This is a genomic window from Pseudomonas kulmbachensis (assembly GCF_963681935.1).
In the GTDB taxonomy this organism is placed as follows: domain Bacteria; phylum Pseudomonadota; class Gammaproteobacteria; order Pseudomonadales; family Pseudomonadaceae; genus Aquipseudomonas; species Aquipseudomonas kulmbachensis.
On sequence record NZ_OY817088.1, the window covers coordinates 1,102,580 to 1,118,963 of the forward strand.

Here is a 16,384-nt window from a genome sequence, read left to right on the forward strand (position 1 = left end):
TGCGGCCCTTATCGCAGCCTGCGGCAGCGGCTACAGGCAGGGTTTTAATTGCTTGCGGTTTGTACCGCCACAGGTGCATGACACAAGGTATTGGTGCCAGGTTGCAGATAAGGCGTAAGGATCGGGGCCATGCCCTTGAGCACTTGTACCGGTAACGCTGAGGTGAATTTGAAGGCCTCGGCCGAGCGCCCAGGGACAAAGGCGGTCAAGGTGCCGAAGTGATGCTCGCCAATATAAAACACGAAGGTGGCTGTGCGATTGATTGACTTGGAACTGAGGATTCGTCCGCCAGCGCCCATGCTCTCTATGCGGTTGTCGCCGGTGCCGGTTTTGCCGCCCATGGCCAGCGGTGAACCATCGTCAAGTTTGAAACTGCCTGAGACCCTGCGTGCAGTACCGGCATCCACCACCTGCGAGAGGGCGTCACGTACGGCTGTGGCGACTTCGCTGGGCATTACCCGTTCACCTTTGTCAGGGTCGTTGGTCAGGCGGGTTTCGTAGGGCGTATTTGCGGCGAAATGCAGGGTATCAATACGTAATACCGGCAAACGTACGCCATCGTTCAGTATGATTCCCATCAGCTCGGAGAGTGCCGCCGGACGATCCCCGGAGCTGCCCAACGCGGTGGCAAGGGAGGGCACCAGATGGTCAAACGGGTAGCCGACTTTTTGCCAGCGCTGATGGATATCGAGGAACGCTTCAATTTCCAGCATGGTGCGGATACGACTGTCGCGAGCGCTCTTGTGTCGGCTTTTAAACAGCCAGCTGTAAACTTCCTGCCGTTCATGCTCGCTCGCGGCCACGGCTTGCTGGAAGGTGGCCTGCGGGTTATTGAGCAAATATCCCAGTAACCACAGATCCAGCGGATGGACTTTGGCGATATAGCCTTGGTCGGGCAGGTTATAGGCTCCTGGGCCGTAACTTTGATACAGCTTGGCCAGGCGCTCGTCAGGGATTTTGTCGCTGCTCAGGTGTGAGCGCACAAAGCGGTCAAACGTGGCCTGGTCAGCATTGGGGAACAGGTAGCGGTGTACCGCAGACATGCGGATGGCGGTGGGGTGCATGCTGTCCAAAAAGGTGTCGAGGCGAGCCTTGGATTCTTTGCCTTTGTATTTTTTCCAGAACTTGAGCATGAAGGTCGTGCCTTCGCGATCGGCGAACCGGCTCAGATATTCCTGGCGAAGCGGGTTGAGATCGTCCCTGAGCAGCTCGGCGTTGTTGGTCGGCGATTGATAGCTGGTGTAACGCACCACATCACGCATCAGACGTACAAATGGCAGGTTGATCGATTCGCGTATCGCGTCGCGCAGCGTCGGGCTGCGGTTGTTGTCCTGATTGCGGAAGTTATGGAAGTGATGCATGCCGCCACCGGTGAAGAAACCCTCGCCGGGGTTGGCTGAGTATTGGCGATCAAGCGCGGCATCGAGCATTGGCGCCAGGTTTGAGCCAGGATTCTGGATCATGTAACTCAGTGCCCAGCGGGTCAGGGGATCCTGGTCAGTGATCTGGATTTTTTTCAACGTGACACTGGGCTGGCTGGCGTAGCGCTCGTGCAACTCTGAAATGATTTGCAGATAGGTGGTCAGTACCCGCAATTTTGCGGTGGAGCCCAGTTCCAGCTTGCTGCCTTCATTGATGTCGAAGGGCTGGTCGGTGCTGTCGGTTTGTACGCGTGCGCGTGCACCGTCCGGGGTGAGCTCGAACAAGGTGAAGCTGTAACGTACTTGGGCCGTACTGGTGGCGGTCAACAGGTAGGGGCCCAGCAGGCCCATTTTTCCAGCGAAAGCAGGGTCAGCCAGTTGGCGCAGGTAGTCACTGACCTGGCGCTGCAAATCGCCCTGCAAGGTACTGGTGGCCGACAGGTCAAGGCGATCAAGGTCATACAGCGGGCGCTTGAGCAGGACTGAAAGCCGACTGCGGGCAACGCTGATGCCCTTGTTGGTTTCGTTGGGTTGCATCGTTGGCGCCAGCGTCCAATCGCGGTAGGTAACGTGACTGGCCAGTGCGGCGTCAGTCAGCGCGGGGGTGATCACGTTGTTTAGTGCCAGCAGGCGAATATGGCTGTCGGTCAGTTGCGCCAGTTCGTCGCGGCCTCTGGCCAGATAGTGCGAGGGCCTGCGCTGGGCAATCATCAACGACAGTACTTCGCGCAAGGCCAGCCCGCGTTGCGCCAGGCTTTTGGGGTCAGTGGCGGTACTGCTCAATTGCTGGTTGACCTGATTGAAGTCTGCGCCGTACCACACCCGTAACCCTTCAGCCATGCCGTGGACTTCACCGTGACCGGGCACGGCCGACAGCGGTACGCTGTTGAGGTAATCACGCACCACCTGTTGTCGTGCGGGGAGTGTTTGGGGGCCGTCCTGGTAGGCGCGCACGCTGGCCGAGATCATCTGGCGCAATTTTTCGCTGCCCGACAACGTCAGCCCATCCGGTGAGTGCCGATACTTTTCCAACTGAGTGGCCAGAGTACTGCCACCCGCGGATTGCCCCGGCAGATGCAGTAACTTGGCTGCCTGGGAGTAAACCGCCATGCCAAAACGCGGCCAGTCCACAGCGGGGTTCGCCAGCGGTTCTTTAGGGTCAAGCAGGTCGCGGTTCTCGATAAACAGCAAGCTGTGTACCACCAGCGGCGGAATACTGGCAAAGCTCGAATACAGCTGCTGCGGGTAGTTGTACTGATACAACGCGCTGCCCGCGCAATCGGTGATCGAGAGTCCTGCCTGAATCTTCTCTGGGTAGGGTACGAAAAATCCTTTCTCGCTATAACTCAGTAACGCTGGCGAAAAGCGAGTTTGCTGGGTTATCACGTAGTCACGTTTTTGCAGGCGCGGCAGAAAGTAACCCAGTGAGCTATAGCCTAAACGCTTGTCGAAAGGCCCTTCGCCGGGATACAGCATCGAGTCGGTAGGCCCCGGGTGCATCGAATAGCTCAGCGACGCGGCAAAGCGGCTGAACTCGCGGGCCTGCAGCCTGGAGCTGCGCACCTCTTGGGCAATTGCAAACCCCAATACGACCAGTCCGATCAGTACTAATAGCCCGAACAGAAGCCATCCATAGCGCTTGCGCCGAGGCGGCGGCGGGGGCGCAATATCGTCCATTACCCCTGATGGCGCCGTCGTGTTACTGGAGTTTGGATGCCTCAGTACGCCCATAGTCGACAGGTCCATGTACGCATATTGGTTGCGCTTGATTGAAGCGTAGACGCTGACAGATACAGGCGAAAAATTTGTGAGTCATATCTGACAATATTGTGGGCAAGGATTATTGAAGGACTTTGATCTACGCCGCATCCGGCGACAGCAACAGATCCCCCTGAATCCTGAGTGTGGGAATAGAGCCTTCAAACTAGGTAAATACGTCTTGGGTAGGGGCATGACTGTGCACCAATGCTGTGCAATACTCGCCGCCGATCTTAGTAGGGCATCTCCTTTTTGATCTGTCGGCCTACAAGGTCGTGGCTGATCAAGAGGCAAGACAGGTGATCCTCCCGTCTTTCTCGAGCGCTCTGCTGATGTATATCCAATAACAATACGAGGTTGTACTTTTATGCCAGTCGGCAACCACCAGCCCCACGGTGAAACCGTGCAAGGCGGTCCACTCAAACGCGAACTTGGCGAACGCCATATTCGTCTGATGGCGCTTGGCGCCTGCATTGGTGTCGGCCTGTTTCTGGGTTCGGCCAAAGCAATCGAAATGGCCGGTCCGGCCATCATGCTGTCCTACATCATCGGTGGCCTGGCCATTCTGGTGATCATGCGCGCACTCGGCGAAATGGCCGTGCACAACCCGGTTGCCGGCTCGTTCAGCCGCTATGCCCAAGACTACCTTGGCCCGTTGGCCGGTTTTTTGACCGGCTGGAACTATTGGTTCCTGTGGCTGGTGACCTGTGTCGCCGAAATCACCGCCGTGGCGGTGTACATGGGTGTCTGGTTCCCCGATGTACCGCGCTGGATCTGGGCCCTGGCGGCGCTGATCAGCATGGGTTCGATCAACCTGATCGCGGTCAAGGCGTTTGGTGAGTTCGAGTTCTGGTTTGCGTTGATCAAGATCGTCACCATCATTGCGATGGTACTCGGTGGCATTGGCATCATCGCGTTTGGCTTCGGCAATGACGGTGTTGCGCTGGGTATTTCCAACCTCTGGACCCACGGTGGCTTTATGCCCAACGGCATCCAGGGCGTGCTGATGTCGCTGCAAATGGTGATGTTCGCCTACCTCGGTGTCGAGATGATCGGCCTGACCGCCGGTGAAGCCAAGAACCCGCAAAAGACTATCCCTAGCGCGATTGGCTCGGTGTTCTGGCGCATTCTGTTGTTCTACGTAGGCGCCCTGTTTGTCATCCTGTCGATCTACCCGTGGAACGAAATCGGTACTTCGGGCAGTCCGTTTGTAATGACCTTCGAGCGTTTGGGGATCAAGACGGCGGCCGGGATCATCAACTTCGTGGTGATTACCGCAGCTTTGTCGTCGTGCAATGGCGGGATTTTCAGCACCGGTCGCATGCTTTATAGCCTGGCGCAAAACGGCCAGGCTCCGGCCAACTTCGGCACCACCTCAAAGAACGGTGTTCCGCGTCAAGCGTTGCTGCTGTCGATTGCCGTGTTGCTGTTGGGTGTCGTGCTTAACTACATGGCACCTGAAAAGGTGTTTGTCTGGGTGACGGCCATTGCGACCTTTGGCGCGATCTGGACCTGGCTGATGATCTTGCTGGCGCAATTGCGTTTCCGCAAAAATCTGAGCCCGCAAGAAGCCGCCGCCCTGAAGTACCGCATGTGGCTGTTCCCGTATAGCTCGTACGCGGCATTGGCATTCTTGTTGATGGTGGTAGGGCTAATGGCCTACTTCGAAGAGACGCGAATCGCTTTGTTTGTAGGCCCGGCATTCCTGATCCTGCTGACCGTGCTGTTTTATGTGTTCAAGTTGCAGCCGACTCAAGCGACAGCTTCCGAAGCGCGTTAACGGATACTCGCTCCCACAGCCTTTGTGGGAGCGAGCCTGCTCGCGATCGCATCACTGCGGTCTACCTCACAGACCGCAGCGCCTGCATCGCAGGCAAACCAGCTCCCACAAAAGCTAAAAACTACCCTCCATTCTTGCGTCAGGCTTTGCCCAGACGCTTGTTCCAGTCCAGCCATGCTGCCAGGACTGCCATGATGCCTACGCCCATCAACGCGCTGAATAGCTGCATCACCATTGCGTCACCGCCCAGCGCATTGAGCATGTCAGCCAGCGGCGCCAGGATCACGCCCAAGCAGAACACCTCCAGTGAATAGCGACCCATACGACAGGTTTGGCGAGCAAACCAGTTGTTAAGCCAGTCACTGTGGGGCACCACTTTGGCTACCACGTAAGCCAGGGCCAAAAAGTGCAGCAGGCGGACTGGTGACAGGTTGGTCTTGCTGATCGGATACAAATGCTCGCCCAGCCACAGCGGCATAAGAGCATCGTGAAGCTGCGGCCATTTCCATGACAAAGCCAGCAAACCAGTGAGCAACAAGTACACCGCTGCCGCCAGAAACAAAGGCTGGCGCGATAATGGCCGGGTTTCAGGAGCCTTGGCCCGTTGCCCTTGGATCGCCGCCGCACCGCCCAGAATAAACAGGAACTGCCAGGCCATGGGATTGAAAAACCACACGCCACCTTCCTGTGCCGAGAAGTTCCATACCGGCGCCAGCAGGTACAGGGCCAGTGATGCGCCAACCACGTACACGGCCTTGCGCAGCAGCATCGGCAGCACCAGCGGCAAACCGAGCAGCAGCACGATATACAGCGGCAGCGGGTCCATCAGGTTGGGCTTGAAGCGCAGCAGCAACTCGTCGGTCAGCGCCTGTTGTGGGTTGCTCAGGAAGTACTGCAAGCCCATTTCCTGCACCAGATCACGGGTTTCGACGTGGCTGTTGGCATAAAAGACGATGCCCATGAGCACCGCCAGCAGAAAGATATGCACCACGTACAGCACCCAGGCGCGGCGCAGGATTTTCACGCTGGCGACCAGAAATCCATCGCGTTGAGCAATTTTGCCGTAGGCCAGTACGGCGGCATAACCGGCCAGAAATACAAAGATCTCCGCCGCGTCACTAAACCCGAAATTGCGTACGGTCAGTTCGGCCAGCGGGTTGTGCGGGATGTGATCCCAGAAGATAAAAATCAGCGCCAGCCCGCGAAAAAAGTCGATGCGGTGGTCGCGTCCGTTAAGTATCACTGCAAGTACTCAGGTCAAGATTGAATAAAAAAATGGCGCTGTGGTGATTGCGCGCCACCTGATGGCGGCGCGCAGGGTGACGTTAATAGAACTTAAATGCAAAGGTCGTACTGTTCACTTAAGTTTCGAGTGAACCCGGCTGTGGGAGTGAGCCTGCTCGCGACGGTTTCAACAACATCACGGTTATTCAGCAACCACGCGGTATTGTTAACGACCTTCGCGAACAGGCTCGCTCCCACAGAAGCATTGCTTTGTGATCAAGGGGTAGGGATCACTCTTCGATAATAGTCTCCAGCGGTTTTTTATCGAGAATTCGCTGGGTAATGCGCTCCAGGGTTTTCTTCTTCTGCTGGTCCATTTTTTCAAGCTCGGCGTAATAGTCGGTATCAGGCATGGGGGCACGGCCGAAAACCCGGGCCTCATCGATAACCAGTCTTTGCGCCAGTTGCTTCAAGTCGCTTTGCAATAGCCTGCGGGCGGCGGTGTCATTACTGCCGGTGGTATCCACCCACAGCTGCTGTTTTTCCTGAAGGGCTTCCAGGTCGTGATGGCGCTGTTCTACAAGTGCGTTACTGGTTCGTATATCGTCGCTGTAGGCAGTTTCGATGAAGTCACGCCAAATGCTTTCTTCGAGCAACTTTTTGGCCATGTAACCGGGTACGGCTTCCTGGTTGAGCACGATCTGATAGGCCTCCTCGATTTGCGCCGGGGATATTTTTGCCATGTCCCGAAACAGCATATGCGACGGCTGCCAGGGCAGATCAAGGCGTTGCGCCAAGTCCACCTGATAGACCAGCTTTACCTCAAGCTCGTCAGGTTTAAGTCTTTGTATTTCGGGGGGTGATAACACGCCTTCGCTCACGGCCGATTCGTATGCATGGGTCTGCAAGGCAATTTGGGTTTGGGCAATGTCATCCAGCTCAAGCAAACGCACTCGACCTTTCATAAGCGTGAGCAGCTTGCTTTCCTTGACGCTGCCTTCAGCCAGCAACGCTTCGCGCAGCAACAGCTTGAACCCGAAGCGGCTGAAAATGGTCGAGGTGCGATCGACGCAGGTTTCGTTTTCCTGGGAGTTGGCAAAGACCTCTTCTCGATACCCTGCGTCTTCGGCAGTGGTCTCAAGTACTTTCCAGACTCTCTCGGTCAACAGTGGGCGAGCGCGTTCGAAGTCCGCTGAAGCTACGAGATCGCGAATGATCCTGAAGAAGTTCTCAGCGTGTGGCTCTGCCTCCAGAGCCGCCCACAGCTCGCTTCTCAGAGCACGCTCTGGCTCGTCCAGGTTGAGATCGAGCCACAGATTGGCGCGGTTGACCGGCTCGGGCACATGGACGCGATTTTCCAGGGCAAGCCCCAGGCGAGTTCGGTATGCATTGACCGCGGCAAAGGTCGAGTTATCCAAAGGATTGTCGTGCAAAAAGGTATTTCTCAGCCTTTGCGCCGGTATCTGGAAGTAACCCTCTGGCACGGTTGTCAGGTTGTTATCGCGCAGATCGAGATGCATCAGCCGCTCCAGCTGTTCAATGCCTGCTGGCCACTGTGTGAGCCCGGTGTTTTTCAGGTTCAGGCGCGCCAACTCGCTCATTTGCGTGAAGCCCGGTATGACCCCGAGCGGGTTGTTGCTCAAGTTGAGCACCCTGAGGTCTTTCAAGGTTGCCAATTTGTCTGCGGCTTCAGCAGTGAGGGTGATGCGGTTATTCGACAGGTGAAGCTGTTTCAAGGCCTGCAAGTTGAACAATGAAGGCGGGAGTTCTTTCAGGTGGGCCGATTCGAATTTCAGCTCTTGCAGATTGGGGAACTGGGCCAGGAACGGGTCAATGCTGTGGTGCAGGTACATATCGTTCATTTGCAACGAGGTGACGTGACTGAAGTCGGCATTTATGGGAGGTAATCTGGCCAGATCCATATCGCTGATATTGAGTATGGTTCCAGGATGCTCCCCACCGAGCCCGGAGCTGCGTTGCCAGCATCTGATGATTTTGTTGGCGGCACGGGTCTTGTCGCGGATATGCACGGGGCGTATGTGCGACTCGCTGATCTGGACCATTTCCAGAGGCCCGTTGATCCAGTCGACCAGGGTGTCCTTGAGTACCTTGTATTCTTTATTCAGCGCCTCAAGCCGGGCCAGTCCTGCTCGACTGTAGAGGCTTTGAAGTTCCAGAAAGTCCTCAACGACCTCATAGGTATGCATGGGAAAGAGCTTGGACTTCAGATGCCGGATCCTTCTCGGATTGGCTGGCATGCACGCAAAAGGCGCCCGGCCACAGCGTGCGGGTTGTATATCCAACGCTGGATAACCAGCACGGCCTTTGGCCAGTTGCATAGGGGACTCGGCTTTGAGGGTAGTCGGTTGCAGGCCAAGAACCTTTCTCAGGGTTTGTCGCGCCATCGGCGCACGTTCGGCCAGCGCCTCCTTTAGGGCCTGGCCTTGACCTGTATGAGGGAAACCCAGTGCTGCCCGTTGCTCGTCTGGCAGTGCATGGAGCACCGAGGCGTAGATGTCATCCAGGCCGTGGAGCATTTGTTCGTGGCCGTTGTAGGTGGTGTAGCGATTGCCCTCATTGACCAGAACTTTGCGGATCGGCGCATCTGTGGGGCCAACATGATCAAGCAGGCGCCCGGCAAGCGTGCGCTCGCGTACTTCCAGGCGCAGGTCGGCTGGCCAGCCGGGCATTTGCTCAAGGCTGTGCAAAATCAGTTTTTGCGTATCCGGCGTGGACTGGTAACCAAAAAAATAACTGTCGTATGCTCGCATCAGCCGAGCTTCCTGGGCAAATGTCCGGGCTTCTTCCTGCAGGCGCAGAGGTACGCGGACGCCGTCCTGCAGTTGCCGGATTTCAGTCGAGGTTGCAGCGCTGATCATTTCATTGGCGGCGGCAACCGGCAGCTCTGGAAATACATCGGCAAGCTGTTTTACCAGAGGGTTACGGGACCGTTGTGTCAGCTCATACAGGGACGTAAACAAACCTTCGCGCAGGCGCTCGGCATGCTCGGCAATCCTGGTGCTCAGTTGCTGAACTTGCGCGTCAAGGTCGTACACCACGGAGCCTGTTACGGGGTCGGGTCCGATCAGAAATCTTGTTTCGGCGGTGTCCAGTGATTGCAGTACGGTTTTTAGCAAATGCCCTTGGCGCACCTGACTGTCGAGTATTTGAATGACGGGTAATTTGAGAGAGGTTGTGTTGCCGTACTCCACGATGGTGTTGCCCAGGTTGTCGATACAGCGCAACGCCTTGGTGCGGGGCCAGGTGTCTGCCTCAACCAGTACGTGTAGTTGCAGAAGTGGATCGGCCGCTACATTGCCAGTGCGCATCTGCGCGATAAAATGGTCCAGGGTTTGATTGGCATCAAAGCGCTTGATGCAATCTTCCAGCAACGCAGGAGGCGGCTGCTGGTCGATAAAGCTCTGGCGCAGTTGGCCTGCATCCGTGTTCGAGGCATGGAACATGTCGAGTGCCTGCTGGTCGCTCAAGTCGTGGACTGAAGGATCAAGACGGCGCACAAATGTGGGGTCGTTCCACTGTTCAAGCTCTTCAACTTCATGCACCCAGGCGCCTTGGCCGTTAGTACGGATTACCGGTGTATAGGCCTGCGGGGTTGTAGGGTGTTGCAAGCGGTAGCTGCCATCGGCTGCGGTTTCGACTTGATAGTGCTTGCCCTCGAGTTTCAGGTAGTTCTTTTCCTCGTGGCGATACAATCCGTGCTTGTCGGCTTTTATCGATGAATCAAAACTGATTTCGTGCTCATAGGGTTTGAGGTCGGGCTTCCACAGTTGAGTCTTGCCCTGGGCCAAGGTGATGACATCCAGCTCTTCAACAAAGGGCGATATCTCAATGGGCACCGGTTTGACCACTTCGCTGGCCAGCTTGCCCGCCGCTGCTACCAGGGCTGCGTTGATCAACACACTTCGGGTATAGGCCCAGGCAAGGGCTTTTTCATCCTGTTCCCAGGCTTCAATGCCGTGATAAATATCGGTCATGACCTGAGCCGCAAAGACCACCGCCATCAGCTCCCCCACGCCGGGCACAAACAGGGCTGCTACATTCAGAACATTCAGTGCGGTATCAAAGTAGTGCTCGATACGGTCAATCAGCGACACGCGATTGATAGCGGCGGTGGGTACCGCAAGGAAGTAAGCGTCGCGCAGGAGTTGTTGTTTTTTCTGCGCGTATAAATACTCAAAGAGGTTGCTCGCGACGGGGTTGAACTGCATTTCCAGAGGGTCCCGGCTGGCATCGACAAAGCGTCTGTTCAAGCGTTTTGTCAGTTTCAGTTTTTGATATTGAGGCGCCAGATGAATAAAGAAGTTCCGGTAGTTTTTGTCTTGCAGTTTTTCTTCCAGATCGGCAGCCGCATCGCGGACACTAGGGTATTCCTTGAGGCAACTTACAGGGTCGCCAGGTATATACACGATGCAGCGCTGCCCCTGCTCAATTGGCGAGCCATGCGCCAGAATCATTGAAGTGAACGGTATATCGTCAAGGGCCAATGAGTTACACGTCATTGGCAGGTCGTTAAATAACGGATTATGTTGGCCGCGACAGTAACTTATCAGCGTTGCATGGGTACGTTCAGTAATATCCCCTTTCATCAGGGCACTCTGTGCCTGCAGCATCAATACATGACGCTCATGCTGGACAAAGGCCTGGTCCAGGGTTGTTTTTATAGCCACATCTGACGGGTTAAAAAGCGTATTCAGGTGGGTCTGATATTGGCCGCCGATATCCAGGTCCCGGCACAGGCGGGCAAAGGCAACCGGTTCTATCTCTAGACGTTTGGCCGGAGGATCGCTGGGGCGCAGCGATTGGTAGTCCCAAAGGTTTGACCTGCGTGGGATACCGCCGGGCTCGGCCTGTGCGGCGTTAAAATTATGCAGTGCTGCTTGCAGGAGGGTCTGGGTCGTCGAGCTTTCAACCTCTTGGGTAAACCGGTTGAGTGTGGTGATGGTGATCACATTTTTTTTGACGTCGCAGGTAATCCCGAAAGTAGCCTTTAAGGCGTGTTCCAGTAAGGGCGCGGCAAAAGATTCGACCGTACTGATCTGCTCCAGATAGGTGCTGACCGCGCTGAATGACTGATCATTGAGTTGTTGTGTGTGCTTTAAATCATGACGTTGCTGGGGTGTCGCGTGGGTAAACCATTGAGGAAGGCTGAAGGGGGAGTTGTTTAAGTGTTCTATCAAGTAAGGGGGTAAGTATTTAACGGATGTTTTTATAAAGTCATGGTGGATGCCGACTTTGCGCAGGTCAGCGTCGTCAAGCGGCGGGTTTGCGTCAGGCATGGGTCAATATCCGTATCGTTAAGTGTCCTCAGAGTCTATGAAGTAAGAAGGTCGCTAAAAAGTCTAAATAGTGGTTGTTCTGGTGGGTCGGACAATCAAGTATTCAATACTGATAAATAACCATGTAATACCTTTAGTTTAATAAAACAGTAGCCGGACGGTGTTCTCCCATCCGGCGTGCGTGCAGCAGGCGGTTTAGGCCGCAGCTATTTCGTTGGCTTCAAAACTGTCCGCCCGAGCCATTTGCCACATGCGCGAATAGAACTCGCCGTTGACTTCGCCAGTCAGCAGTTCACCGGGTTTGAGGAACACATGCAGCTGCGAGAACAGTTTGATTTCGGTGGCGGACATGCGTCGCACCAGGTGCTTGGCCTTGAGTTGCGCCGGGTGTTCCAGGCCTGCCGCCGCCAGCATCTCGGCCAGGGCTTTAAGGGTATTACGGTGGAACTGAAATACCCGCTGAGCCTTGTCCGGCACCACCAGAGCACGTTGGCGCAGAGTGTCCTGGGTGGCCACGCCGGTAGGGCATTTATTGGTATGGCAGGACTGCGACTGAATGCAGCCGATGGCGAACATAAAGCCCCGGGCTGAGTTTGCCCAATCGGCGCCAATGGCCAGCACGCTGGCGATGTCGAAGGCGCTGACAATTTTGCCGCTGGCGCCCAGCTTGATCTTGTCCCGCAGGTTCAGACCCACCAGCGTGTTGTGCACAAACAGCAAGCCTTCGCGCAACGGAGCGCCAATGTGGTCGGTGAACTCCACGGGGGCGGCACCTGTACCGCCTTCCTTGCCGTCGATGACGATAAAGTCCGGCAGGATGCCGGTTTCGAGCATGGCCTTGGCGATCCCCATGAACTCCCACGGATGGCCCAGGCAAAACTTGAAGCCTACGGGCTTGCCGCCGGACAACTCACGCAATTGCGCAATAAATTGCATCAGCTCTATCGGGGTCGAAAACGCGCTGTGACGCGACGGGGAAATGCAGTCCTCACCCATTGGTACACCACGGGTTTCGGCAATTTCCGCGGTCACCTTGTGCTTGGGCAAGATACCGCCATGGCCCGGTTTGGCACCCTGGCTCATCTTGATTTCGATCATTCGCACTTGCGGCGTTTGGGCTTGGGCAGCAAAACGCTGTGGGTCGAAACGCCCGTCTGTGGTGCGGCAGCCGAAGTAGCCGCTACCCAGTTCCCACGTCAAGTCACCACCGTTCTCACGGTGATAGCTGCTGATACTGCCTTCGCCCGTATCGTGGGCAAAGTTACCGAGTTTGGCCCCCTGGTTCAGGGCGCGAATCGCGTTGGCGCTTAGTGAGCCAAAACTCATGGCTGAAATATTGAAGAGCGACGCCGAGTACGGCTGACTGCATTGCGGGCCGCCCACCACGACCCGAAAGCTGCTGGGGTCAGTCAGTGGGGCAGGGCGCATGGAGTGGCCGATAAATTCAAAGCCGGGCTGGTACACGTCAACCAGGGTGCCGAAGGGTTTGTCGGCGCTTTCATTCTTGGCTCGAGAGTACACAAGCGAACGTTGAGCGCGTGAGAAGGGCAGCGCGTCGCTGTCAGACTCCAGCAGGTATTGGCGAATTTCCGGGCGGATAGCTTCCACCAGATAGCGAATATTGCCCAGGATCGGGTAGTTGCGGCGTACGGCGTGGGGGCTTTGCAGCAGATCGAAAATCCCCAGCAGGCTCAAGCCCAGGGTCACTGCAGTAAAGGGCCATAACCACTCATGGTGCATAAACGGCAGGCTTGCGAGGGTGAAGATGACGCAAAATGCAAAAAACGCATAACGGCTTAACAGTGACAGGCTCATACGGTTTCCTGTTTCAGGCTGGTCTGTTCCGTCAGGCGGTTGTGCCTGAAGAGGTCGAGAACAGAAAAAGGACAATAGAACCCTCTCTTTGAGTCGGAGGTTTGCAGGGGAAGTGTTGGTCATGTATCACGCAAATGCCATCTTCCCGTCAGATTATTCATTGAACGGGATTTTGAATGTTGTGCCATCCCGACCAAAGTCGGGCACTTCATACAGAAGGCGCGAGCAAAAGCGCCATCTGTGTATTTGCAGGCATGTTGGGCCATGTGATCCTGTGCGAACTTTCTTTCCGGTTGGCTGAATTTAGTGACTTCTGCAGAACACTTCTCTGACGTAACACCTAAAACCATTCGTATTGCTGCCGCAGTACTGATTGGCCCCGATGGCCGCACCCTGCTGGTGCGCAAGCGTGATACCCAGGCTTTTATGCAGCCCGGCGGCAAGATCGAAGCCGGGGAGCCGCCGATCAGTGCATTGGCCCGTGAGCTCGAAGAAGAACTGGCGCTGGTGATCGATCCGGCAAGTGCGACCTATCTGGGCAACTTTTCAGCTGTGGCGGCCAACGAGCCGGGGTTTGAAGTGCAGGCCGAGTTGTTTCTGCTGCATATCAGCGAGACCGTATCAGCGGCAGCCGAAATTGAAGAAATACAGTGGATCGATCCCAACGGTGATGGCGGCCTGGTGCTGGCGCCTTTGACCCGGGACCAGATTTTGCCGTTTTATCGCAATGCTTTTCTGACAAGGAATGCCCCATGATACCAACGCATGATTTGCTGATTTTCGCTGCTGCCTGCTTGCTGATGGTCTTGACGCCGGGACCTAACATGATTTATTTGATTTCCCGTTCGATCTGTCAGGGCCGTAAAGCCGGGGTCACGTCTTTGCTCGGGGTGGTGGCGGGGTTTTTTGTTCATATGTTTGCTGCTGCCGTGGGCCTGACTGCGGTGTTTTTGGCGGTGCCGATGGCCTATGAGGCGCTGAAGTGGGCCGGTGCCCTGTACTTGTTATGGATGGCCTGGCAAGCGGTCAGGCCGGGTGCCCGGTCACCGTTTGAAGCTCAGGAACTGGCCCCCGACTCATCGTCAAAACTGGTAATGATGGGGTTTATGACCAGCGTGCTGAACCCCAAGGTGGCAGTGTTCTACCTGTCGGTTTTCCCGCAATTTATCAGCCCTGAACACGGTTCGATGTTTACCCAGAGTATTGTGCTGGGCCTGACCCAAATCAGCGTCAGCTTCACTGTTAACCTGCTGATCGCGCTGTTTGCTTCCGGCATCGCCGTCTGGTTTGTACGCAACCCGTTGTGGTTGGCCGTGCAGCGTTATGTGATGGGCTGTGTGTTGGCTGCACTGGCAGTGAGGTTGATGCTGGAGCAACGTAAAACCGTATGACCTGGACCTGTAATGGCTATAGAACTGCTTGACCCCTCACATGCCAAGGCCTATCGCCAGTTGATGCTTGAGGCTTATGCGCTGCACCCGGAGGCATTTGTGTCCACCATAGCTCAGCGTGAGAAATTGCCGTTGAGCTGGTGGGAGGCGCAACTGGATGATGAACTCAGTGCTCTGTTCGGCGCCTTTGTCGATTGCCGACTGGTGGGGATCGTCGGCCTGGCTTTTGAACCCTGGGAAGATGCCCGGCACAAGGCCACGCTGTTTGGCTTGTACGTCACCCAAGCCTTTCGCGGGCAAGGGTTGGGCGAACACCTGGTGCAAGCGGTGCTGTCACTGGCCGGGCAAGAGCCTGAAATCAAACTGATCCAACTCACCGTCAGTGCCAACAGCTCGGCCGCGCTGGCGTTGTACCAGCGCTGTGGGTTTGAGCAATCGGGGTTGGAAGACTGCGCGATCCGGGTGGGGGAGGAATATTACGACCGGGTGCATATGCGCCGGTTGGTAAATATTGAGGACAGCTGAAGTAGAGGGTGAACGGCCCGTAGCAGCTGTCGAAGGAACGAGGCTGCGTTCGGCTGCGCAGCAGTCGTAAAATCAGGTCATGCGTTTTTACAGAAAAACCGCATATTCAGGGTTTACGATCGCTTTGCAATCGGACGTAGCCTTCGGCAACTGCTACACGATTTTCTTGCAGATATGCACGGTTCTACTACCGAACCGCACTCACCCCATCCAGCGTCGAGAACGATGTGTCTTTGGCGGTCAGCAAAAAGTCGCGCATATACGGCGCATCCAGCATGTCAGCCCGGATCGCGGCGTAGAGCGTCGCAAACAATCCTTTCTCGCCCAGACGCTTGGCTTTTACATATCCGCGTGAGCTGTATTCATGCAACGCCCAGTGCGGCATCCCGCATACACCGCGGCCACTGGCTACGAGCTGCATCATCATTACTGTCAGTTCTGACGTGCGTACCTGCGCCGGTTCGACGTCGGCAGGTTCCAGGAAACGGGTGAAGATATCGAGTCGATCGCGTTCCACCGGGTAGGTGATCAGAATCTCGGTACTCAGATCCTCAGGCACGATAAACGGCTTGCTGGCCAATGGATGCTGATTGGCCACAGCCAACATGGCTTCGTAGGTAAATAGCGGCACATAGGTCAGGCCGGCAATTTCTTGCGGATCGGACGTTACCACCAAATCCAGATCACCCCGGGCCAGTGCCGGTAACGGTGCGAAGGCAAAACCGGACGCCAGGTCCAACTCGACTTCGGGCCAGGCATCGCGGAACTGATCGATGGTCGGCATCAGCCACTGGAAGCAGCTGTGGCATTCGATAGCCATGTGCAAACGCCCGGCCGTACCGCCGACCAAACGGGCGATATCACGCTCGGCACCGCGCAGCAGCGGCAGCATAGCGTCGGCCAGTTGCAGCAGGCGCAAGCCGCCGCTGGTGAAACGTACCGGTTTGGTTTTACGCACAAACAGCGGCATGCCCATGCGCTCTTCGAGCTCTTTGAACTGGTGGGATAAAGCGGACTGCGTCAGGTGCAGGCGTTCAGCCGCTTCGACCAGGCTGTCTGACTCGCGCAACGCGTGCAGGGTTTTGAGGTGACGAATTTCCAGCACAGTGGCTCCATGAGTAAATTTGATGATCAACACGAAAACGTTGAGTTTGTCTCATGTTGCAGTGAGTG

9 protein-coding genes are annotated in these 16,384 nt (G+C 56.0%); 4 read left to right on the plus strand and 5 right to left on the minus strand.

Annotation, left to right across the window (positions count from 1 at the left end):
• Positions 1–44 precede the first annotated feature (44 nt).
• Positions 45–3,152, minus strand: coding sequence for a transglycosylase domain-containing protein (locus U5A05_RS05215; protein ID WP_395246856.1), 3,108 nt, complete (start codon positions 3,150–3,152; stop codon positions 45–47).
• A gap of 394 nt (positions 3,153–3,546) precedes the next feature.
• Here U5A05_RS05215 and U5A05_RS05220 point away from each other — a divergent pair, with 394 nt between their 5' ends.
• Positions 3,547–4,959 (plus strand): amino acid permease, encoded by a 1,413-nt coding sequence (locus tag U5A05_RS05220; protein WP_261741104.1) that lies wholly within the window; start codon positions 3,547–3,549, stop codon positions 4,957–4,959.
• 139 nt (positions 4,960–5,098) lie between these two features.
• Here the strand turns inward: U5A05_RS05220 and U5A05_RS05225 are convergent, their stop codons facing one another.
• The 3 genes from U5A05_RS05225 to U5A05_RS05235 all read right to left on the minus strand — a co-directional run bounded on the left by U5A05_RS05225 (position 5,099) and on the right by U5A05_RS05235 (position 13,295).
• The gene (locus U5A05_RS05225) at positions 5,099–6,199 is read right to left on the minus strand and encodes an OpgC family protein (RefSeq protein WP_321836490.1); all 1,101 of its coding nucleotides are present in this window, start codon (positions 6,197–6,199) and stop codon (positions 5,099–5,101) included.
• Positions 6,200–6,473: 274 nt separating this feature from the next.
• Entirely contained in the window at positions 6,474–11,480 is a 5,007-nt protein-coding gene (locus tag U5A05_RS05230) for a dermonecrotic toxin domain-containing protein (RefSeq protein ID WP_321835888.1), read from the minus strand.
• A gap of 195 nt (positions 11,481–11,675) precedes the next feature.
• Complete coding sequence (locus U5A05_RS05235) at positions 11,676–13,295, minus strand: FMN-binding glutamate synthase family protein (RefSeq protein WP_261741106.1); 1,620 nt, start codon at positions 13,293–13,295, stop codon at positions 11,676–11,678.
• A gap of 306 nt (positions 13,296–13,601) precedes the next feature.
• Here U5A05_RS05235 and U5A05_RS05240 point away from each other — a divergent pair, with 306 nt between their 5' ends.
• Genes U5A05_RS05240 through U5A05_RS05250 form a run of 3 tightly spaced genes read left to right on the plus strand, consistent with a single transcriptional unit; the run spans position 13,602 to position 15,211 of the window.
• Positions 13,602–14,051, plus strand: coding sequence for an NUDIX hydrolase (locus U5A05_RS05240; protein ID WP_261741107.1), 450 nt, complete (start codon positions 13,602–13,604; stop codon positions 14,049–14,051).
• Positions 14,048–14,686: a LysE family translocator gene (locus U5A05_RS05245; RefSeq protein WP_261741108.1), complete on the plus strand. Its 639-nt coding sequence runs from the start codon at positions 14,048–14,050 to the stop codon at positions 14,684–14,686. Before U5A05_RS05240 ends, U5A05_RS05245 begins: the two co-directional genes overlap by 4 nt.
• Positions 14,687–14,698: 12 nt before the next feature.
• A complete protein-coding gene (locus U5A05_RS05250; protein WP_321835889.1) occupies positions 14,699–15,211 on the plus strand; it encodes a GNAT family N-acetyltransferase in 513 nt (170 codons plus the stop codon).
• 187 nt (positions 15,212–15,398) lie between these two features.
• Here the strand turns inward: U5A05_RS05250 and metR are convergent, their stop codons facing one another.
• Entirely contained in the window at positions 15,399–16,316 is a 918-nt protein-coding gene (gene metR / locus U5A05_RS05255; protein ID WP_016779668.1) for a transcriptional regulator MetR, read from the minus strand.
• Between the last annotated feature and the right edge of the window lie 68 nt (positions 16,317–16,384).